The following is a 22,045-nucleotide window of genomic DNA, read 5'->3' as shown; positions in this document are numbered from 1 at the left end:
GCCAGCGCGCCCTGCTCGCCCGCGCGCTCGCGCAAGGTGCGCGCGTGCTGCTGCTCGACGAGCCGTTCAGCGGCCTCGACTACGGTCACCATCTGCGTCTGCTCGATCGGCTCGCACGGCTCGCGGCCGACGGCTACGCGATCGTCAACACCACGCACCGCCCCGACGACGCCTGCAACGTCTCCACGCGCGTGGCGCTGCTCGACGGCGGCCGCCTCGTCGCCGACGGCGCACCGCGCGAGGTGCTCGACGCGCAAGCCGTGAGCGCGCTCTATCGCGCGCGCGTCGAGCAGATCGACGTCGACGGCCAGCGCTTCTTTCGCGCGGCGTCCGAGTCAACCAATTCGTTCGACTCGTTCGATTCGTTCTCCACGGACGATGACGCCGACGCCACCGCCCCACCCGCTTCTTCCCACCCGCCAGCCTCCACCCGATGAATCACCGTCTCCCGTCCCGCTGTGCCGTCTTCGCGTTCGCCGCTACCTGTGCCTTCGTCGCCGCACGCAACGCACATGCAGAGGATACCGAAACAACTACGCCGGCAAAGCGCGCCACCACGCCCACGCAGAACAAGGCGGCTCAGACCGCCACGCTGCCCACCGTCGCCGTGAACGCAAAAGCCGACACCGCCGACACGCCGCGCAGCACCACCGCGAGCCTCGGCCCGCTCGGCAAAATCAAACGCGTGGACACGCCCTACACGGTCAACGTGGTGACGCAGGAAGTGATCGCCGACCAGCAGCTCAAGAGCATTCCCGACGCGCTGCGCCTGCTGCCTTCGGTGCAAGGCGACGGCGCGCGTCCGCAGAGCCGCGGCATTCAGGGCAGCGTCGTGCAGAACAGCCGCATCGACGGCCTCAACGCGGTCTCGACCACAGATTATCCGCTCGAGGAATTCGACCGCATCGAGGTGATGAACGGCCTCGCGGGCGCGCTTTACGGTCCGGCGAATCCGGCGGGCACGTTCAACTTCATCCAGAAGCGTCCAACCGACGACCGCCAGCTTCACTTCATGCTCGGCTACGGTTCGCAGACGCGCTTCCTGCGCGGGCTCGACGTCTCGGATCGCGTGGGACCGTCGAAGGCCATCGGCTATCGCCTCACGCTGCTCGACGAAACCGGCACGGGCTACACGGACCACAGCTCGCTGCGCCGCCAGCTCGCGAGCGTCGCGTTCGACTTTCATCTGTCGCGCGACACGGTGATCGAGGCCAACTACAGCCACTACCACTATGTGACGAAGGGCTTTCCCGCGACCTTCGCGCTTGCGAGCGGCGTGCATTTCCCGGCCGCGCTCGATCCCACCAACGCGGCATACGGCTCGTCCAACGGCGGCAACGACGACACGACCGACACCGGCACGCTGCGTCTGCGTCACGACTTTTCGCCGAACTGGCATCTCGAAGCCGCGGTGCTGCGCCAGATCGCCGACCGCGAATCGACCACGCCCACCAACACGCTGATCGACAACGCGGGCGACTACAAGACCACGATCTCCACCGCAACCGCGAGCCGCTTCACGATCACGAGCAACCTGCTCTATCTGCGCGGCCATGTGGATACCGGCGCGATCCAGCACGACGTCAGCATCGGCACGAGCGGTTTTCTGTGGGACAACTTCAATCCGGTCGCGGGCGGCACGGCCACGCTCGGCAGCGCGAGTCTCGCGAATCCGCAGTCGTTCGCGGTCACGGGCGCGCCCGATTTCGAGCATCGCTATCAATCGGCGCAGAGCGCGCAGCAATCGCTGATCGCGAGCGACGACATCACCGTGTCGCCGCACTGGTCGGTGCTGCTCGCGGGCAGCCAAAGCTGGCTCTCGACGCACAACTACAACGTGAAGGGCGCGCAGACGAGCGAGTCGGCGAATCAGGGTCTCTCGGGCGCAGCGAGCCTGATCTTCAAGCCGCGCGCGAACCAGAGCCTCTACGTGACTTACGCGGACAGTCTCCAGCAAGGCGACACCGCGCCCGCCGGTTCGACCAACGCGGGCAACATTCTCGATCCGTATCGCAGCAAGCAGTGGGAAGTGGGCTACAAGCTCGCGCTCGCGCGCCTGAATGCGTCGGTGGCGGCGTTCCGCATCACGCGTCCGTATGCGTACACGCTTGCCGACGGCACTTACGGCACGGCCGGCAATCAGGTGAATCGCGGCGTGGAAGTGATGCTCGACGGCAACGCCACGCGCAATCTCACGCTGTTCGGCGGCTTAACGTGGCTCGATCCGCGACTGTTCGATACGGGCAGCGCGAGCACCGAGGGCAAGCGCATCGTCGGTCTGCCCGAATTCGCGCTGAACGTGCTGATGCAATACAAGGTGCCGCAGGTGCCGGGCCTCTTCACGAATCTCAACGTGCACTACGTGGGCGCGCGTCCGACCGACAATGCGAATACGTGGTCGGTCGGTTCGTACACGACGCTCGATCTCGGCGTGGGCTATCTCGCCGAAATCCTCGATCGCGCGGTGACGTTCCGCCTCTCCGTCGATAACGTCACGAACCGCCATTACTGGACCAATATCGTGCCGGGCGGCCTGAACGGCTATACGGGTTCGGGCAACGCCACGGCGCAGCTCGGCGCGCCGCGCACGGTGACGGCTTCGGTGGAGTTCGATCTGTGATGACGTCTCGCTTTTTGCACCAACTCGCGCGCGCCGCCGCCTCACTCGCGCTCTGCGCGTCGATGCTTGCCGCGAGTCTCGCGACAACGCCCGCATACGCGCAGCCCAAAACGCGTATCGCCGATCTCTGGTTCGCGCACAACGCGGTGGTGATGATGCTCGGCTCCGCGAACGACGTGGTCGCGACGGTCGCGCGCAAGCAGGCCTTGCCGTGGATGTTCCGCGTCGCGCCCGCGCTCGCGCAGGCGCAATCCGTGAATGGCGCGACAGCGAACGCCGAAGACCTGCTGCGTCTGAACGCCGATGTCGTGTTCGCCAGCAGCAGCGACCCGACGATCGCCGCCATGCGCCGCCTCGGTCTGAACGTCGTGCCCGTCGGTTTCGACGATTACGCGTCGATGCTCCGCTGCGTCAATCTCACCGCGCAAACGCTCGATACCCCGCTCGCACGCGAGCGCGCGCAGAACTATCGCGCGTATCTCCAGAGCACGCTCGACGACACGGCGCATACGCTCGCCACGCACGGCTCGCACACGCAGCCGCGCGTGCTGCACGTGGCGTCGCTCGCGCCGCTCAAGGTCGACGGCGCGGATACGATCGTCGATCAGTGGATACACGCGGCAGGCGCGCGCAACGCCGCCGACGGTCTCACCGGCAATCTCAAGCCGGTCTCGATCGAGCAGGTGCTCGCGTGGCATCCCGACGTGGTGATCCTCGCGGCCAACGCGGGCTCGATCGCGCAATCGCCGCAACGCGCGCTATGGGAAACGCTCGACGCCGTGCGTGAGCAGCGCGTCTATCGCAATCCGATGGGCGTGTTTCCGTGGGACCGCTACGGCCCCGAAGCCGCGTTGCAGATTCGCTGGGCCGCGCGCACGCTGCATCCGGAAGCGTTCGCGGACGCGGGCAAGAACGATGCGCTCGTCGCGCAGACGCAGCAGTTCTACGCGCGCTTCTATGGCTACGCACTGTCCGCGCAAGACGCTCAGCGCATGCTCGCGGGCGAGCCGCCGCTGCCCGACTGAGCCACGCGCCCACAAACAAAAAGCCCGCGAACGCAGCACGTTCGCGGGCTTTTTCGTTGCGGCAACGAGGGATGAAAACCTCAATGCATCGCGTGCAGATACAGATACAGCGTCGAAGCGGCCACGCCGCCGACGAGCGGTCCGAGGACCGGAATCCACGCATAGCGCCAGTCGCTGTCACGCTTGCCCGGAATCGGCAGCAGCGCGTGCATGATGCGCGGCGAAAGATCGCGCGCGGGGCTCATCGCATAGCCCGTGGGACCGCCCAGCGAGATGCCGATGCCGAGCACCAGCAGGCCGACCGGCAGCGCGTCGAGTGCGCCGAGTCCCACTTGCGGCGCGGCCAGATACAGCACGCCGAGAATCAGCACGAAGGTCGCGATGGCTTCGGTGATCACGTTGTGACGCACGCTGCGGATCGCGGGCGCCGTGCAGAACACCGCGAGCTTCAGATCGGCGTCTTCCTCGTTGGCGAAATGCTGGCGATACGCGAGCCAGACGAGGAACGCGCCGGCCATGCCGCCGAGCATCTGCGCGGCCACGTAGCCGCCCACTTTCGACCACGCGAACTTGCCCGCCAGCGCGAGGCTGATGGTCACGATCGGGTTCAGATGCGCGCCGCTGTACGAAGCCGTCACGTAGACGGCCACAAATACGGCCATCGCCCAGCCCATCACGATCACGATCAGGTCCGCGCCGCGGCCCTTGGTTTTCGCGAGCAGCACGTTGGCCACGGCGCCGTTGCCGAGCAGCACGAGAATCGCCGTGCCGATGAATTCTGCAATATAAGGTGACATGTCGTCTCTCTCTTCCGCGGCGGGCGTCTACCGTCTACCCGCTCGCGGATGTGATTTTGATTATTTATTTCGGGTTACTGATCAATGGCGCGAATTGCGCCATGCCGGTTTCACTTCCCGTCGTCGGCCCAGGCCTTGGCGGCGCGCACCGCACGCTGCCAGCCCGAGCGGCACGCGTCCACCTGCGAGGCGGCCATCGCGGGCGAGAAGCGGCGATCCACGTGCCACTGGCTTTGCAGCTCGTCCACGTTCTTCCAGTAGCCGACCGCGAGACCCGCGAGATACGCGGCGCCCAGCGCCGTGGTCTCGGTGATCTGCGGACGCACCGCATCCACGCCGAGCAGGTCGGCCTGGAACTGCATCAGCAGATTGTTCGCGCTCGCGCCGCCGTCCACGCGCAGCTCGCCCACGCTGATGCCCGAGTCCGCTTCCATCGCGGCCAGCACGTCGAGCGACTGATACGCGATCGAGTCGAGCGCCGCGCGCGCCAGATGCGCCGAGCTCGTGCCGCGCGTCACGCCAAACAGCGAACCGCGTGCGCGTGCGTTCCAGTGCGGCGCGCCCAGACCCGCGAAGGCGGGCACGAGATACACGCCGTCGGTGTGCGGCACGCTCGCGGCCAGCGCTTCGATTTCCGCCGCGCTCTTGATGATGCCGAGGCCGTCGCGCAGCCATTGCACCACCGCGCCCGCGATGAAGATGCTGCCTTCGAGCGCGTAATTCACCTGATCGCCGATCTGCCAGGCGATGGTCGTGACGAGGTTGTTCTTCGACTCGATGGGCTTGTCGCCCGTGTTCATCATCAGGAAGCAGCCCGTGCCGTAGGTGTTCTTCACCATGCCGGTGTGCGTGCACATCTGGCCGAACAGCGCGGCCTGCTGATCGCCCGCGATGCCCGCGAGCGGAATCTTCGAGGCGAACACCGTGGTCTTCGTCGGCCCGTAGATTTCCGACGACGAACGCACTTCGGGCAGCATGCTGCGCGGAATGTCGAGCGCGTCGAGCAGCTCGCTGTCCCACTGGCGCGTGTGGATGTTGAAGAGCATCGTGCGCGACGCGTTGGTCACGTCGGTCACGTGCAGTTCGTGCTTCGTGAAGTTCCAGACCAGCCAGCTGTCGACCGTGCCGAACGCGAGCTTGCCCTGACGCGCCTTTTCGCGCGCGCCTTCGACGTTGTCGAGAATCCAGCGGATCTTGGTGCCCGAGAAGTACGAGTCGATCGGCAGACCGGTCTTCGCGCGCACTTTCTCTTCGAGGCCCTGCGCCTTGAGCTGATCGCAGAAGTCGGCCGTGCGACGGTCCTGCCAGACGATGGCGTTATAGATCGGATGACCCGTTTCGCGGTCCCACACGATGGTGGTTTCGCGCTGGTTCGTGATGCCGATCGCCGCGATGTTGGTGCCGTTCAGGCCTGCACGCGTGACGGCCTCGGCGGCCACGCCGGCCTGCGACGCCCAGATTTCCTGCGGATCGTGCTCGACCCAGCCCGGTCGCGGATAGATCTGTTCGAATTCCTTCTGGGCGCTCGATACGATGCGGCCCTGGCGGTCGAACAACATGGCGCGGGAACTCGTGGTGCCCTGGTCGAGCGCGAGGATGTACTGTTGATCCTGCATGTCTCTCATCTCCGTCCGTACGTAGTTGTGATTCGCGCCGCTTGGGCGCGGCGCGTTGGGGTTACTGCCATGCGGTACTGCGATGCGGTACTGCCAATGACGGCCGGTGCAACGGCCGCCGTGTCAGTGCGCGACTGACGCCGGCGACGCCGGCGCGCGGCGCGCGGCGAACCACGCTTCGAGCGCGGCGGCAACCGCGTCGAGCGTGCCGGGCGTGACGTGCAGGCCGAGCTTCGAGCGGCGCCACAGCACGTCCTGCGCACAGGTCGCGAACTCGGTGTCGCGCAGATAACGCAACTCGGCTTCGTAGATGCCGGGGGCGATCTGCGCGCCCAGACCGTCGAGCGACGTCGCGCCGCCAATCAGGCGTTCGGCGCGCGTGCCGTAAGCGCGCGCGTAGCGCTGCGCGAGCGGCGCGGGCAGCCAGGCGAAGCGCTTCGCGAACGCCGCGGCGAACGCCTCGAAACGCGCATTGGCGATATCGCCGCCCGGCAGCGGCTGGCCCGCCGTCCATGCGCCCGCCGTGCTGCCGAGCGCGCGGCACAGCATGTCGCCGGCCTCTTCCGCGAGCTTGCGGAAGGTCGTGATCTTGCCGCCGAACACCGACAGCAGCGGCGCGCCGTCGGCTTCGTCGAGTTCGAGACGATAGTCGCGCGTGACCGCCGAGGCATCCTTCGCACCTTCTTCCTCGAGCAACGGACGCACGCCCGAGTATGTCCAGTGCACATCGGAGGGCGAGATCTTACGCTTGAAATAGCGATTGATCGACTCGCAGAGGTAACGCGTTTCATCGCCGTCGATGGCGACCTTGGCCGGATCGTCGCGATATTCCACGTCCGTGGTGCCGATCAGCGTGAAGTCGTGCTCGTACGGAATCGCGAAAATAATGCGCTTGTCCGGGTTCTGGAAAATGTACGCGTGGTCGTGATCGAACAGACGCTTCGTCACGATATGGCTGCCCTTCACGAGCCGCACGCTGTGTTGCGCGCCTTGTCCGAGCGCGCCGTGCAGCACCTCGCCCACCCACGGACCGGCCGCGTTGGCGATGGCGCGCGCGCGCACGTCGAAGGTGCTGCCGTCGGCGCGACGCAGCGTGGCGAGCCATTCGCCGCCCTGCTCGTGCTTCACGCGGCGCGCGTCCACGAGTTGCGTGCGCGTGAGAATACGTGCGCCGCGTTCCTGCGCGTCGAGCGCGTTGAGCACGACGAGACGCGCGTCGTTCACCCAGCCGTCCGAATAGACGAAGCCGCGCTTGATCGAGTCGATCAGCGGTGCGCCGGCCGCGTGACGACGCATGTCGATGCCGCGCGAGCCCGGCAGCAGTTCGCGCTTCGCGAGGTGATCGTAGAGAAAGAGGCCGAGGCGGATGAGCCACGCGGGGCGCAGATTCGGCATGTGCGGCATGACGAAACGCAGCGGCCACATGATGTGCGGCGCGGCGCGCAGCAGCGTTTCGCGCTCCTGCAGCGCCTTGCGCACGAGACCGAACTCGCGGTACTCGAGATAGCGCAGACCGCCGTGAATCAGCTTGGTGCTGGCCGACGACGTGTGCGAGGCGAGGTCGTCCTGTTCGCAAAGGAGCACGGACAGGCCGCGCCCGGCTGCGTCGCGCGCGATGCCCGCGCCGTTGATCCCGCCGCCCACGACGAGCAGATCGTACCGATTCTCTTGAGTCACCTGCGTTTCCTGATAGTGGCCGATGCGGCACCTGGTGCGACGCGGTCGTCGCGAGATTGAGTGCCGGATCGCCTTGCGACCCATGTCGCCATGGGCGAACCCGAAATGTTCGAATCCGAAATCTAACGAACAAAATCGAAAAAGTAAAGTTCGTTTTGGCGGGCGCAGGCGAAATGCGGGAAATACGGCCGAATTGGCGCAGAATCGGCGGAAATTTAGGGGTTTTCCCGGAAGAAACGCGGAAAGCGGCGGTAAGGAAGACGCGCGATGCGAGGCGGATCGACGCCGATCAGGCGACAAAACGAACACATTCAGCTTTCGAATGTGTTCGTCTGATGTTCGTTTTGGGCTGAGGAAGTGAGCGAGTGAACGGAAAGACCATCGGGTTTCGTCATCTGCCGATCGAGCGAATGCCCCATCGCTCACATTTCCTTCACGCCGGATAGCGTATAGAAAACCGTGCGCATCCCGTCTCATTCCCCACTGTAGTTCGCGCGAAATCCTCGAACTGTAATCGTCCGCGATGCAATCGGCGCTTTACATTGAATTCGGCTAAACCGCCTCTCGCATGTCACTGCACGACCTAAGGAAAAGCATGAAATCAACACTCGCCGCGTGGATGTCCACCGCCGCCTTCGCCCTGTCTTTCGGCACCGCCCACGCGGAGGACGCCGTGAGAGTCACCTACGCCGGCTCGATGGGCGTCGTGATGGACCAGGGCCTCGGGCCGGCCTTCGCGAAGGCGAATAACGTGCAATACCAGGGACAAGGCGAAGGCGCTTATGGCATGGCCCGGCTGCTCGCTTCGAAAAAACTCGTCGCCGACGTGTTCTTTTCGATCACGCCGGGTCCGATGGACATTCTGAAGCGCGCGGGACTCATCGACGAAGCCATCCCTGTCGCCAGCACGAGCATGGTGATCGCGTACAACCCGAAAAGCCCCTACGCGCAGCAACTCGCCCGCAGCCAATCGAACGGCGCCAAGCCGTGGTGGGAAGTGCTCGCGCAACCGGGTCTGCGCTTTGGCCGCACGGACGCGAGGATCGACCCGCAAGGCCAGAACATTATCTTCACGATGCATCTCGCCGAGCGCTATTACAAGCAGCCGGGTCTCGCGAACAAAGTCCTCGGCGACGTGGAGAATCCGCAGGAAGTCTTTGCAGAAGGCGGCCTGCTGACGCGCCTCGAAGCCGGTCAGGTCGATGCGTCGTCCGGATATGAAAGCGCCGTCAAATCGGCGGGGCTTCCTTATATTCCGCTGCCCGACCAGATCAATTTGAGCAATCCGGCTTATGCGAAAGACTGGTACGACACCGTCTCTTTCGATATCCGCAATCCGCACGGCGACTTGAAAACCCTGACGCCTCAGCCGCTCGTCTTTTATGTGGCGGTCTTGAAGAATGCGCCGCATCCGGTGGAAGCGGAGAAGTTCGCGGTTTTCGCACTGAGCCCGAGCGGGCAGGCGATTTTCAAACAGAAGGGATACGGCCAACCCAAGGGCGACACGCTTCATTAAGCCGATGGCGTCACACCTGAGCGCGCTCGGCCGCAAGCATCATCGCTTGCTCGGCTGGGCGCTACGCCTGCCGGCACTCACGATTATCGCGGTGCCCTTTCTTGCCTTGATCTGGGAGACGCACTGGCGTCGTCTCGATGCCGCCTATGGCGACTGGGAAGCCGTGCGCGTCTCGTTCAGCCTCAGCACGTGCGCGCTGGCGATCATCGTGGTGCTGGGCACGCCGCTGTCGTTCTGGCTGGCAAAAACAAGAGGATGGCTCGCGCGATCGGTCGAGATACTCGTGCTGTTTTCCTTGCTCACGCCCTCGCTCGCAACGGGGATTCTGCTCGTCAGCGCGTACGGTCCTTACGGTCCGATCGGCAGGCTGCTGTCCCATCTCGGCGTCTCGCTCAACAACAACGCGCCCGCATTCGTCATCGCGCAGATCTACGGCGGTCTCGCTTATTTCGTGACGGCTTCCAGAACGGCCTTCGAGAATATTCCGTCGACGCTCGAGGAAGCGGCACACGATTTGGGCTGCACGCCATGGAAAACATTCTGGCTGGTGAGTCTGCCCATCGCGGCGCGAGACATCACCACCGGCGCCGTCATTGCGTGGGTGAGAACCATCGGCGAATTCGGCATCGCGGCGGTGTTCGCGTACTTTCCGCAGGGCGTGCCCGTCAAACTGTTCGTCAATCTGCAGAATGACGGGCTGCAATCGGTCTACGTGCTAGTCTGGATTCTGCTTCTCGCGCTGCCGATGCCGCTCATTCTGCTCTCGGCGTTCAAACGCGCTCATCGCGTTTGATGCGGTTGACGCGTTTGACGCGCATTCAGAACTTATGACGCAAGCCGATTCGCAAAGCGAGCTGACTGCGCGCGCCCGTGCCCGAATTGCCGATGAAACTCGTGCTCGAACCGATTTCCGCCTGCACGGGCACCCACTTTCCGTCGATATAGTTACGGCCCGATGCACGCTGATAAACAGCCACGGCGTACACGTCGGTCGTCTTCGACAAAGCGTAATCGAGCGCGCTGTTGATCTGATTCCAGCGGCCGTCGTACTGGCCGCTCATCTGCGAGAACGTGTAGCCCAGACCCGCGCTCAGCGCCGGGCTAATGGCATATTTGCCGCCGATCTCGTAGTTATTGAACGTTGAAACCGTATTCGTGAGCGTCGAAAGCCACGTGCGCGTCCAGTTGCCCCACACGGTGAGATGCGCGAGTTTGTATCGCGCGCCCACACCCAAAGTCTGCAGATCGCGCAGACCGCCCGTATTCAGGTTCGCGACACTGACACTGAACGCCGGACTCGCGCCATTGGGATAACGGATATTCGTATAGGCCGCGCCCGCGGCGAACGGACCCTGCGCATAATTGGCGCCGAAACTATAGGTGCTCGACGAGCCCTGCGTTTTCACGCCATTCACCGTGGTCGTCGGCGTGCCGGCGAAACTCCCGGCCTGATTCGAAAATCCATACAATGCGCCGAATTGCAGACCGCCGTAATTTGCGCTGCTGAATTTGACCGAATTATTGATGCGGCTGGCAGTGAGCTGATCGAGATCGTTGATGTGGAAAGCGTAATTACCCGCAACGGTCTGATTGCCCATCGTGTAATTGCCGCCGATATATTCATCGGAGAGCGAATACTGCCGACCAAACGTCAGCGCTCCCACGCCTGCCTGCGAAATACCGACGGCGGCATGCCGACCGAACAGCGCGCCGCCTTGCGCAGCCGAACCGTCGCCGCTGCTAAAACCGCTTTCGAGGACGAAGATGGCTTTCGCGCCGCCGCCGAGATCTTCGGCTCCGCGAATGCCCCAACGGCTCCCCTGCGCCACGCCGTCGCCGTATTTGATCAGGCTGCCGTGACCGAACGACGTCGCCGCATTGTTGACATAGGTGATGCCGGAATCCACCAGACCGTAAAGCGCGATACTGCTTTGTGCATGCGCTGCCGTGCCGATACAACCCGCCGCGACTGTGAGGATGATCTTTCTGTTATTCATGACTCTAGCTTTCTACCATCGTGACACCGTGGCATTCGATCGACTCAATCCGATAATGCGAAAATGAATCGACTGAATGACGCTCAGCATCTTCAACCGCGATATTCAGGTCGAAGTGCCCGACGAAATATATCGAAGGGGTCGCAATGCGAGCGGGCACAGTTACACGGGATCGCTATGAGTACAGTAGTCAATGCTTTTTCGAGTTACGCCGCGCCTACACGATATCGCGTTAATAAAACGTGAATAACGCGTCAATAAATCGATAAGGTCGCGAGCAATACCCCGAAATTTGACTTCTATTCGCTCAGAAAAAAGCAGCGTGATAAATGCTTACGTCGAGCGCGTAATGAAGTGATCGGCGGCGCCCTTGGGCAGACGAATCGCGTCGACGATACTGCCCAGCGCCACGATGCCGATCAGCACGAAGGCCACGCGGTACTCAATGCCGCTGCCGTGCCAATCGGCGCGAAGCGCAACGAAGTGACCGAGCCGCACGCCCAGCGCGCCGAGCGTAATGCCGGCCGCCATGGCGATCTGCGAAGCCGTATTGAAGAGACTGTTCGCGTCGGACATGCGTTCTTTCGCGACATCGGCGTAAGCAATCGTGCCGAGCACGGTGAACTGCATCGAACGCGTCATGCCGCCGAGAAACAGCAGCAGCACGGTGACAACCACGGGCGTGTCTTGCTGGAGCCACGCGCACGCCGCGAGGCACACCGCGCAGAACACGCCATTCCAGATCATGACCGGGCGATAGCCGAAGCGTTGCAGAATCGGCGTGGTGACCGACTTCATCGCGAGATTGCCCGCGAACACGGCGAGCACGAGCAGACCCGAATGAAAGGCGTCGTAACCGAAACCGACCTGAAACATCAACGGCAACAGAAAAGGCGCGCTGCCGATCGCCATGCGCGCGAGCGAACCGCCGCGCAGCGCGGCGCGAAAAGTCGGAATCGAACACGCGGACAAATCGACGAGCGGATCGCGCGCACGCATCAAATGGCGAATCGCCACGATCAGCAGCGCGATGCCAGCGGCGAGCATGGTGAAGGCGATGGCGTCGAGACGCGCGTCGGCGCGTTCGAGGCCCGTGAGCAGCGTGAACGTTCCCGCGCCGCTCAGCAGGAAACCGGCCCAGTCGAAGCGGCGCTCACGCGCTTCCCGCGCGTCGGGAATGATGAAGCACGCGACGACCAGCGCGATCAGACCGATCGGCACGTTCAGGTAGAAAATCCAGCGCCAGCCGAAATGCGTCGTGATAAAGCCGCCGACCGGCGGCCCGAGCACCGGCGCAATCAGCGCGGGCCAGATGAGCGACTGCATCGCGGCCATGAGCCGCTCCTTCGGCGTGGAGCGCATGACCACGAGCCGCCCGACCGGCACCATCAACGCGCCTGCAATGCCCTGAATCACGCGCAGGACGACGAAGCTCACGAGGCCGTTGGAGAAGCCGCACAACGCCGACGTCAGCGTGAACAAGGCGATCGCGAATGCGAACACGCGTCGCGCGCCGAAGCGGTCGACGACCCAGCCGCTCGCCGGCACGAACACGCCGAGCGCGAGCAGGTACGCGCTCACGCCGATGTTCAGCGCGACCGCCGTGGTGCCGAACGATCGCGCCATCGCGGGCAGCGCCGTGGCGATCACGGTGCCGTCGAGAATCTCCATGAAGAGCGCGCCGGTGACGAGAATCATGATCGCGCGCACGCGAGCGGCGGGAGGCAAAGCCTTGGCGGGTGACGAAGGGGTCATACGGTCAGCGGGTCAGTACGCAGGCGCGTCGGTCTGAATTATCGAAAAACATATCGTACGATATTTTTTTGTCTTTTGCTGCCGCGTGCGGCGATTCTTGCAACGACGCGCCGTGATCGGGCGATGATCGCGCCCCGATCGCGCCTCGTGTCCGCTGCGATCCATCGCAGTCCAAACCGATGATCCGCAAAATCGTACTCACGTGCGACGATCATCGCCGCAACGCCGCCAGCCTTGCATGCAGCGAAAGCCTTCGACGAGAAAACGTAAGGCGGCAACGCATGCGCGACAAAGAAAAACAGGGCCCGCTCTGAAAACTAAAACACGGCGCTCGGGGTATATCGCCATTCGCCTGTCACGCGGTTTGTGCAAAGATATGACGATATTTACAGCGCTTTTATTAAGGCGCCAATCGAGACAGTAGAGAAAGTCGCCCGCGTGCCTTGCCTGAAAGGCGCTGCGTACAGGCGAAGTTCCAAATGCAATGGCGGCCGCGCAAGACTGGCCGTTCAGGAGACAGCATGACGCACGGCGTAATAATCAGTAATCCCCCTCGCATCACACCCGGCGAACGCCGCGTCGGCGCGGTCCCCAAAGTTCGGCTCTATGTCGAGCAGCGCGAAGAGGACAACTGGTTCGTGCATGTCGGCCACGTGACCGAGCGCGGGCGATGGCGCACCGAACCGCACGCACATCCGGGCTACGGCCAATTGATCTTCGTACGCAACGGCTGCGGCGTCATGAATCTCGAAGGCCGCAGCGTCGCGTTTCAAGGCCCCTGCGCGCTGATCGTGCCCACCGACTGCATCCACGGACTCGATTACAAGGTCGACGTCGACCGCTGGGTCGTCACGATCGAAGTGTCCTGGCTCACACAGGTCAACGCGAAGCTGCGCGAGTTCATCGCGCTCTGGTCCGCGCCGCGCATGATTCCGTTCACGCATTGCGCCGATGCCGCCAACGAGATCTACGCCATCGTTCAGCGCCTGAAACACGAAATCGAATCGAATGCGGTCGGCCAGATCGCGGGCACCGAAGCCCTGCTCACGATGCTGCTGCTTGCGCTGATTCGCACCGCGCGCCTCGAACCGCCCACGCACGACAGCATGCCGCGTCACGACGTGCGCCTCGTCGAGCGTTTCCGCAAACTGATCGACGAGCATTACCGCAGCAATCTGCCGCTTCAGGACTATGCGTCGATGCTCGCGGTTTCGCTGGTGCAATTGCGCGCCGCGTGCGCCTCCGCGAAGGAAAAAAGCCCGACCAAAATGATTCACGCGCGCATTATTACCGAAGCGAAACGCGAACTCATTTTCGGCGATATGTCGGTCGAGCAGATTGCGTTCTGGCTCGGCTTCGCGGATGCCGCCTATTTCACGCGCTTCTTTCGCCGCGAAGTCGGACAGACGCCCAGTCAGTTTCGAACCGAAGCACGGAGATAATTTCGCAGCGCGGGTGACGGAAAGCACGGCCACGCTCATCGCCTCACAGCCTGAACTGCGCGACGCAACCGACCAGATTGTCGGCCTGTTGTTTCAGGCTCTCGGCGGCAGCGGCGCTTTCTTCGACCAGCGCCGCGTTTTGCTGCGTGCTCTGATCCATCTGGTTCACCGCTTCGCCGACCTGTCCCACGCCCGCGCTTTGCTCCCCGCTCGCGTGGCTGATCTCGGCAACCAGCACGCTCAGGCGCTGAATCGCCTCGACGACCTGCGTCATCGTCGCGCCCGCTTCGTCGACGAGCGCGCTGCCCCGATCGACGCGATCCACGCTCGACACGATCAACGCGCGAATCTCGTGCGCCGCCTGCGCGCTGCGTTTGGCGAGCGAGCGCACCTCGGTCGCGACGACCGCGAACCCGCGCCCCTGCTCACCGGCGCGCGCCGCTTCCACTGCCGCGTTCAGCGCGAGAATATTGGTTTGCGCCGCGATGTCGTTGACGATGCCGATAATCTCGCCAATCTTGCGCGAGCCCTCGTTGATGCCCTTCATCGTCTCGACGATCGCGCCCACGACGCTGCCGCCCTGCACGGCAATCGACGACGCGCCCGTTGCAAGCTCGCTCGCTTCGAGCGCATTCGCAGCGTTCTGCTTGACCGTCGCGCTCAACTGCTCCATCGAGGCCGCGGTTTGCTGCAGCGCGCTCGCCTGCTCCTCGGTGCGCTGGCTCAGATACGCGTTGCCGGACGCGATTTGCGCCGAACCGGTCGCAATAGCGTCGCTGCTCATCCGCACCTGCTCGACGATGCCTGCGAGCGAACCGGTCATCGCGCGCATCGCGGCCATGAGGCTGTCGTCGTCGCCGGGACGCACATGAAAGTCGACGTCGAGATTGCCGCGCGATATCTGGCGCGCGGCCTCGCATGCGTCGTCGGGTTCGCCGCCGAGCTTGCGCGTGATCGCCTGCGAAAACTTCAGCGCGGCGGCAATGCCGGCGAGCACGATGATCGCCATGACGCTCACGCTTTCGATCATCGCGCGCGTTTGCGCCGCTTTCGCCCGGCCAATGGCGGCAGCAGTCTGCGCGACGATCGCTTCGCCGGATTCGCGCAACGTCACGGCGGAATCGCGATCGAGGCCGTCGATCGCCCGGTCGCCCACCGCGATATCGAAGCCCGACGCTTCGAACTTGCCGAGCGCCGCGCGAAACGCCACGCCCATCTGCTTGTGCAACACGTTGAAGCGTTCGATCTTCCCGCGCGCTTCGCCGGGCGGCAACTCGCGCGCCAGCTTTTCCGTGATGCCCTGCGCCGTCGCTTCGTATTTCTCGAACGCGCCCCAGTACTTCTGGAAGTGCGCCGGGTCCTTGCCGCGCACCAGAATATCCTTGCCGTTTTGCACCTGGTTCTTGAACGCGACCAGCGCGTCATCGACCGCGCGCGCCTGCGCATCGTCGACCGAAACGAGGCGCTCATAGGTGTGCGCGGCGCGGTTCATCTGCAGCACGCCAAACAGCCCCGCGCCCGCGGCAACCAGCAACGCGGCGCCCAGTGCCAACGGCAGTTGATGGACCAGTTTCATGCTCGCCGTTCGCCGGATCGCGGTGCGCGGCGAGCGAGCCGTCGCGCAGGACGCATGTCGATGTCGTTCATGGCGGGCGCGATTACAGGCCGCGGGACTTGAGAAGCGCATCGAGGCGCGGATACACGCGGCGCGCGTTGCCTTCGAAAATCGCGTGACGGTCGGCGTCGCTCAGCGCGTCGCAGGCGTCGACGTAGCGCTTGGTGTCGTCGAAATACTCGCCGGTATCCGGATCCCGACCGCGCACGGCGCCGATCATTTCCGAGCCGAACAGCACGTTGCTCGTCGGCACGACCTTGGTGAGCAGTTCCACGCCCGGATGGTGATACACGCAGGTGTCGAAGAAGATGTTGTTCAGCAGACCTTCGAGCGGACGATCCATCATTTCCAGCGACATGCCGCGATAACGGCCCCAGTGATACGGCACCGCGCCGCCGCCGTGCGGAATCACGAGACGCAGCGTCGGGAAGTCCTTGAACACATTCCCTTGCAGCAGCTGCATGAAAACCGACGTATCGGCGTTCAGATAATGCGCGCCGGTGCCGTGATGGCAGGCGTTGCACGACGCGGCCACGTGAATCATCGCGGGCACGTCGAGATCGCAGAGCGCTTCGTACAGCGGATACCACTCGCGGTCCGTCATCGGCTTGCCGGTCCAGTAACCGCCGCTCGGATCCGGATTCAGATTGCAGCCGACAAAGCCCATTTCCTCGACGCAGCGGCGCAGTTCCGCGACGGAATTCTTCGGCGGCGCGAGCGGCGATTGCGGCAGCTGGCAGACCGGCACGAAGTTGTCCGGATAGATATCGCAGACGCGGCGCACGAGGTTGTTCGACACCTCGGCCCATTCGAGGCTGGTGCGCTCGTTGCCGAGGTGATGGCTCATCAGGCCGGCGATCGGCGAGAACAGCGTGAGGTCGCCGCCACGCTCTTTTTGCAGGCGCAACTGGCCGTTGCCGACGCCTTCGCGGATTTCGTCGTCGCTCACGTGAGCGCCCGAGAGCGGCGGTGCGTTGGCCGGATCGTTGGCGGCGGCGATCTGCTTCGCGCGCCAGTCGCGGAACGAAGCGGGAACGGTCGTGAAGTGACCGTGGCAATCGATGATCATGGTGTGGTCCGTGCGGAAAACAAACGCTGCGTTTCCGTGTATTGAATGAATTCGAGGGTGAGTCAGCCGGTGGCCAGAGAGACCGCCGACAACGCGCGCGGGCTCACCGCCCCCGCTTCCAGCTGCTGGGCAATCTCTTCCAGGCACGACAGCATGCGCCGCGCGCCAGGCGTCAAGCCGCGATTGCGATTCCACAGCACACCGGCGGGCCGAAGCAGACGCGGCAGGCGCAAGGGCAGCGTGTGAAACGGCTGCGCCGCGTCGCCGCCAGGCGTGCCCGCCATCACGGCGATGAAGTCGGAAATTTGCAGCTGCACGCGCGCGACGTGCATCGAAAGCGTCTCGATGTAGTTGTTCGTCAGCGGCACGTCATGCGCTTCGAGCGCGCGTTCCAGCGGGTCGCGCAATATCGAACCGGGCGGCGGCAAGATCCACGGGAAGGGACGCAGATCCGACCAGTTCAGATGCTTCTTGCGCGCGAGCGGGTGATGGCGGCCCACCATCAGCGTCACGGGTTCTTCGAGCAGTTCGCGTTCTTCGAAACTGCCGAGCGTATCGGGCGGCGGCAGGCGGCCCACCACGAGATCGAGATGGCCTTGCCAGAGTTCGGGCAGCAGCGACGCCGTCGTGCCTTCGGTCACCATCACGTTGGTGCCCGGCGAGCGCTGCTTGAGCAGACTCAGCGCCTGCGGCAGCAACACCGAGGCCGAGGCCGGCAACATGCCGATATGGATCTTGCCTTCGGTGCCGGAACTCAACGCCTTCAGTTCGTCGCGAGTCTGATTCAGATTGGTCAGCAGTTCGCGCGCGTGGCGGATCAGGCAATCGCCGTATTGCGTCGGCACGAGCGCGCGCGCCGTGCGCGTGAACAGCGTGAGGCCGAGCCCGCGTTCGAGTTCGGTGAGGGACTTGGAAATGGCCGGCACCGTCACGTTCGTGACGTCGGCGACCTGAGTCAGATTGCGATAGGTGTCGATCGCCACGAGCAGGCGCAGATGGCGCGCCTTCAGGTTGGTCTGCAGGTACGAGTCGAGAGCGGACACGTCATGGACCTCTGCAATGTCACCAGTGCGTTAAAACAAGGCCCGAGGCCTTCAGCGGCGCGATGCCTGTGAGTCGCTTCTTCATCATTCCCATTCCTCTCTTTATTGTCGATTTTCATCGGCGCCAGTCCGATCACGCTGCGGACCATCGCCCCCGGCCCCCTGGGTGACGATGGCCGTTTGACTCGCGAGCCGATCAGAAGTGGAGTTCCGCCACGAACATCGGGACCGACGTCTGCGTCGTGCCCGGCTGTTCCGAAGAACGCGTGCCGTACATGTTGTGCCAGTATTCGTAGCCCAGACCCATGTAGGCCGTGCGCGGATGACCGACGAACGAGCCGACGTCGGCCAGCAGATAGGCGCGAGTCAGGAATTCCGTCGTGGTCGACACGCCGAAACCATCCTTGCCCTTCGGACCGGTGACGCTTGCGAAACCCTTGAACACCAGCGGCACGGGACCGAGACGGAACGCGTAGAGCCACGAACTTTCGAGGTGAACCGCCGGGTTGAAATGCACTTCGACATTCGTGATGCCGTCGTGATTGCTCTCGGTGCGAACGCCGAGCGTGACGTTCCAGAAGCCGTTCGGAATCGCGAAGTCGATGGTCGGACCGACCACCAGCATGCGAGCCCGTTCTGCGTATGCGTCGTTCTTGGTGCCGAATTCATAGCCCACGGTCAGCCCGAAGTCGCGCATGACGCCATACGAAAACGGCCGGCCGAAAATCTTGCTCGCGCTGAGCGTGACGCGGCCCACGCTATAGACTTCCTGCGCGCCGCCCGAACCTGGGGTCGGATAACCGTACGCGTTGGTCGGTCCCGCTTCCGGGTTCGCCATGCTCGAAACGAGGTAGTCCACGTTGAACGCGTAGCTACCGTATTTGAAGCCGCCCGTGGTCGTCAGATAGCCGATGTTCTGCGTGATCTTGGCCGGCGCATTAGATGCCGTGCGCACGCCGGGATAGTAGAAGTTGGTGCCCACGCGATAGCCGATATACGTGTCGTTCCACGAAGTCGGCGGCGTGTAGAGGCTCGGCGGCGGCGAGAGGGGCGCCGTCACGGTGCTCGCCTGCGAGAGCGTCATGGGCGCTGCGTTGGACACGGAACCGCCCGCCTGGGCGACCTGAGTGGCCTGGGCAACCTGAGCGGTGCTCGATGAATTTGATGAATTCGATGCAGTCGAAGGATTCGATGTGCTCGATGACGGATCCGCTGCATGGGCGACTCCCGCACCAGCCAGCAAGCCGACGAAAGCCACACCCAACATCGGCATGCGGGTAGCGTTTGATTTTTTCATGTCTCCTTCCATATTTGTCGATATGCAAGACGCGGTCGATTTTCGACTCGATTTTTCGCACCGCCGGCAACGCATTTCGTGAAGTTGCGTGAATCGCGTTGGTCAAAGCCGGGCTGCGGTGATACGCAATTTAAGCGATAGCAGCGTGGTTGCCTTTACACAAAAGTGATTTTCGCTGGCACTTTTTAGCGATCCGAGGGGCCATTCGGGTAAGTCTGGATTCGCGCTCCGTTCCCGATCGCGGGCATTTTCACGGCGTTTTTTAATTAATCAGGATTCCGATGCTATTGCATCGATAAGGACGCGATGAAAACAAAAAGGCACCGTGCCCGGGCACGGTGCCTTTACGCTTTAAAACTTCAGTGCGTCTTTATTGCCGCGGGATATAGAGCGGCATCGAATCTTCCCACAGCGTGTCGGTAATCGCATGACGATCGCTACCGTCCGCATTCATCACCCAGTTCTGGCCGTCGGGCTGGAACGTGTCGTCGTAGAGCGAGAGTTCGTCGCGGAAGCCATATTCGCCCGAACTGTACGCAATGCGGCCGTCCCAGGTCCACGTCGCATGCGCCTGATTCGAACCCGGCGGCGTGACGCGCTGCACGTCGGAGCCGTCCGGATGAATCGTGTACACGTCGTAGTGGAACTTGTTCGGATCAGTCGGGTTGACTTCTTTGCGCGTGAACACGATCCGCTTGCCGTCCGGCGACCAGCCAGGCAGATTGTCCGGCTCGGTGGTCAGCACCGTGGTCTTGTGCGTTTCGAGGTCGAGGATCCGCAAGCCCTTGTCCGTATCGCTCCACACGCGGTAGACGATGCGCGTGCCGTCCGGCGAATAGCTCGGGAAGCCCGCGTTCTCCTTGCCGTCGGTCAGCACTTCCGGCTTGCCGTTCATGCTGCCATCGGCCTTGATGCGCATGATCTGGCCCGGCATGTGATTGCGCGTGAAGAACCAGCCGCCCACGCCGAACGCCACCCATTGCTTGTCCGGCGACCAGGTCGGCTGGAACGCGCCCGCGAGGCCCATTTGAATCATCTTCGGATCGAGACCGCTGGTGGCCGGATCGTAGATATGGCGCGCATCGCTGAAGTCGGCGTTCGACACCACGATCGACGAACCCACCGCCTTCTCCGTGTACACGAGCGACTTGCCGTCAAGCGAGAGTTGCGGGAACACGTCGACGAAACGGTAGTTCCATTGGCGATCGAAGCTGTAAAGCGGCGTGCCGTTCGGGTGGAACGGCTTTGCGTACACCACTTTCTCGTAGACGACCTTCTTGCCGTCCGCCGAATAATGCGGCGAGCGAATGCCGCTGCCCGCCGTCACGCGCGACTGGCCGCTCGTCGTATAGAGGCCTTCCTGCGGGCCGTTCTTGATGTGCCAGGCGACGTCGTTCGCGCCCACGTACTGCGGGAACACCTTGAAGCCCGGCGAACTCGTCAGTTCCTTGCGCTCGCCCGTCGCCACGTCGACCTGCACGATCTGCGTCTCGACCTTGCCGATGGCCTCGGGACGGTGTGCGCCCCAGGTGGATTCGACCGGCGTTTCGTAGAACACGACGTGCTTGCTGTCCTGCGACCACGACGGCGAACCTTCGGTATAACCGGCGCGCGCGGAAATCTGCTTGAAGCCCGTGCCATCCGGATGGATTTCGTAGATGCTGCCTTCCTGGGTGCGCTCCCAGCCGACCGGCAGATTGTGCCCGCGCCATTCGCTGCCGATATCCGACGACAGCGCAATCCACTTGCCATCCGGCGACCACGACGGACGGAAGAAACTGTGCGGCTTGTCCGGATCGAACTTGATGTTGCCGGTCACGTTATGCAGCGCGCCGGTCTTGATGTTGAGCGTCCAGATATTCGTGGTGCCCCACGTATTCTTGCCGCGACGCGAAGAGACGAACGCGATGACATTCGAATCGGTCGGGTTGAAGACCGCGGCGTCGCTGATGCCGGTCCAGTCGGTCAGGCGCTGCAGGCCCGTGCCGTCCACCCGCACGCGATACAGGCTCGCATGGCCGAGGCCGTCGCGCTCGGACGTAAAGACGACCCATTTGCCGTCCGCCGAAAATGCGCCGTGATAATCGAAGCCATCGGACTGAATGAGCCGATGTTCGTCGCTGCCGTCGGCATTGGCGACGTAGAGTTCCGAGGTGGTCGGGCCGATCCGGTAAATCAGCAGGTCGCCTTTGGTCGTCGTCGCGGGTTCCGCTGCGTGAGCGAGCGCGACGGCGGTGGCAAGAGAAAGGCAAGTCAGGATTTTCGTTTTCAACTGAAGCGAAGAACGCACAGTACTAGTCTCCATTTTTTATCAGCGTCACAGCAAAGCGCAAACCGCCAGGCTGATAGGAAGATAGGCCCGGGGCGCGGACTTGTCCCTATACAAATTGCAGATTCGCTGGCACTTTTTGGGAACGGGCGTTGCGCGGCGCGCCCCGCCGAATCGGCTGGAAAGGCCGCCGGACGGGCGTTCCGGGGCGCGCAGGCGCATGCCCCGCGACGGTGCGGCGCGCGGGCAAAGCGCCGACGCTGGTACTTTGGTGCGGCCGGTGCGCCGCGCGCGCTTTCAGCAGGGT

Annotated in this window: 17 protein-coding genes; 7 read left to right on the top strand and 10 right to left on the bottom strand. The window is 63.5% G+C overall.

Features of this window, described 5'->3' with window-relative positions; translation table 11 throughout:
- The 3 genes from G3N97_RS40005 to G3N97_RS23655 form a co-directional block, all read left to right on the top strand.
- Positions 1 to 437: ABC transporter ATP-binding protein (locus G3N97_RS40005; RefSeq protein ID WP_205995383.1), on the top strand; the 437-nt coding region annotated here is incomplete at its 5' end.
- Positions 434 to 2,620 carry a TonB-dependent siderophore receptor gene (locus tag G3N97_RS23660; protein WP_205995382.1) on the top strand — a complete coding sequence of 729 codons (2,187 nt, stop codon included), beginning with the start codon at positions 434 to 436 and terminating at the stop codon, positions 2,618 to 2,620. The genes G3N97_RS40005 and G3N97_RS23660, both read left to right, overlap by 4 nt.
- A complete protein-coding gene (locus G3N97_RS23655) occupies positions 2,620 to 3,645 on the top strand; it encodes an ABC transporter substrate-binding protein (RefSeq protein WP_205995381.1) in 1,026 nt (341 codons plus the stop codon). Before G3N97_RS23660 ends, G3N97_RS23655 begins: the two co-directional genes overlap by 1 nt.
- Positions 3,646 to 3,725: 80 nt before the next feature.
- Here the strand turns inward: G3N97_RS23655 and G3N97_RS23650 are convergent, their stop codons facing one another.
- The 3 genes from G3N97_RS23650 to glpD all read right to left on the bottom strand — a co-directional run bounded on the left by G3N97_RS23650 (position 3,726) and on the right by glpD (position 7,735).
- Entirely contained in the window at positions 3,726 to 4,442 is a 717-nt protein-coding gene (locus tag G3N97_RS23650; RefSeq protein ID WP_065057506.1) for an MIP/aquaporin family protein, read from the bottom strand.
- A gap of 110 nt (positions 4,443 to 4,552) precedes the next feature.
- Positions 4,553 to 6,058 carry a glycerol kinase GlpK gene (glpK, locus tag G3N97_RS23645; protein ID WP_205995380.1) on the bottom strand — a complete coding sequence of 502 codons (1,506 nt, stop codon included), beginning with the start codon at positions 6,056 to 6,058 and terminating at the stop codon, positions 4,553 to 4,555.
- A gap of 123 nt (positions 6,059 to 6,181) precedes the next feature.
- A complete protein-coding gene (gene glpD / locus G3N97_RS23640) occupies positions 6,182 to 7,735 on the bottom strand; it encodes a glycerol-3-phosphate dehydrogenase (protein WP_205995379.1) in 1,554 nt (517 codons plus the stop codon).
- A gap of 595 nt (positions 7,736 to 8,330) precedes the next feature.
- On the opposite strand from glpD, the gene G3N97_RS23635 reads away from it, so the two are divergent.
- Both G3N97_RS23635 and G3N97_RS23630 read left to right on the top strand, forming a co-directional pair.
- Positions 8,331 to 9,251: an extracellular solute-binding protein gene (locus tag G3N97_RS23635; RefSeq protein ID WP_241030785.1), complete on the top strand. Its 921-nt coding sequence runs from the start codon at positions 8,331 to 8,333 to the stop codon at positions 9,249 to 9,251.
- 4 nt (positions 9,252 to 9,255) lie between these two features.
- Complete coding sequence (locus tag G3N97_RS23630) at positions 9,256 to 10,044, top strand: ABC transporter permease subunit (protein WP_205995378.1); 789 nt, start codon at positions 9,256 to 9,258, stop codon at positions 10,042 to 10,044.
- Positions 10,045 to 10,069: 25 nt separating this feature from the next.
- Here G3N97_RS23630 and G3N97_RS23625 read toward each other — a convergent pair whose 3' ends face one another.
- Together G3N97_RS23625 and G3N97_RS23620 are read right to left on the bottom strand one after the other, a co-directional pair.
- A complete protein-coding gene (locus tag G3N97_RS23625; RefSeq protein WP_205995377.1) occupies positions 10,070 to 11,248 on the bottom strand; it encodes a porin in 1,179 nt (392 codons plus the stop codon).
- Positions 11,249 to 11,581: 333 nt separating this feature from the next.
- A complete protein-coding gene (locus G3N97_RS23620) occupies positions 11,582 to 13,003 on the bottom strand; it encodes a DHA2 family efflux MFS transporter permease subunit (protein WP_205995376.1) in 1,422 nt (473 codons plus the stop codon).
- Positions 13,004 to 13,524: 521 nt separating this feature from the next.
- Here G3N97_RS23620 and G3N97_RS23615 point away from each other — a divergent pair.
- Entirely contained in the window at positions 13,525 to 14,445 is a 921-nt protein-coding gene (locus tag G3N97_RS23615; RefSeq protein WP_205995375.1) for a helix-turn-helix domain-containing protein, read from the top strand.
- A 43-nt stretch (positions 14,446 to 14,488) separates the two neighbouring features.
- Here the strand turns inward: G3N97_RS23615 and G3N97_RS40000 are convergent, their stop codons facing one another.
- The 4 genes from G3N97_RS40000 to G3N97_RS23595 form a co-directional block, all read right to left on the bottom strand.
- Complete coding sequence (locus G3N97_RS40000) at positions 14,489 to 16,021, bottom strand: methyl-accepting chemotaxis protein (RefSeq protein ID WP_205995374.1); 1,533 nt, start codon at positions 16,019 to 16,021, stop codon at positions 14,489 to 14,491.
- 82 nt (positions 16,022 to 16,103) lie between these two features.
- The gene (locus tag G3N97_RS23605) at positions 16,104 to 17,129 is read right to left on the bottom strand and encodes an amidohydrolase family protein (RefSeq protein ID WP_074986271.1); all 1,026 of its coding nucleotides are present in this window, start codon (positions 17,127 to 17,129) and stop codon (positions 16,104 to 16,106) included.
- A 62-nt stretch (positions 17,130 to 17,191) separates the two neighbouring features.
- Positions 17,192 to 18,172 (bottom strand): LysR substrate-binding domain-containing protein, encoded by a 981-nt coding sequence (locus tag G3N97_RS23600; protein WP_205995373.1) that lies wholly within the window; start codon positions 18,170 to 18,172, stop codon positions 17,192 to 17,194.
- Between the two features lie 196 nt (positions 18,173 to 18,368).
- A complete protein-coding gene (locus G3N97_RS23595; RefSeq protein WP_241030784.1) occupies positions 18,369 to 19,274 on the bottom strand; it encodes a hypothetical protein in 906 nt (301 codons plus the stop codon).
- A 46-nt stretch (positions 19,275 to 19,320) separates the two neighbouring features.
- Between G3N97_RS23595 and G3N97_RS39575 the strand changes: the two genes are divergently transcribed.
- Positions 19,321 to 19,551, top strand: coding sequence for a hypothetical protein (locus tag G3N97_RS39575; RefSeq protein WP_241030783.1), 231 nt, complete (start codon positions 19,321 to 19,323; stop codon positions 19,549 to 19,551).
- Between the two features lie 288 nt (positions 19,552 to 19,839).
- Here G3N97_RS39575 and G3N97_RS23590 read toward each other — a convergent pair whose 3' ends face one another.
- Positions 19,840 to 21,759 carry a PD40 domain-containing protein gene (locus tag G3N97_RS23590; RefSeq protein WP_205995372.1) on the bottom strand — a complete coding sequence of 640 codons (1,920 nt, stop codon included), beginning with the start codon at positions 21,757 to 21,759 and terminating at the stop codon, positions 19,840 to 19,842.
- Between the last annotated feature and the right edge of the window lie 286 nt (positions 21,760 to 22,045).

This window comes from Paraburkholderia sp. Ac-20347 (assembly GCF_017104805.1).
GTDB lineage: Bacteria > Pseudomonadota > Gammaproteobacteria > Burkholderiales > Burkholderiaceae > Paraburkholderia > Paraburkholderia tropica.
Note: the sequence above shows the minus strand (reverse complement) of the source record. Positions and strands in the feature narration are given on the sequence as shown.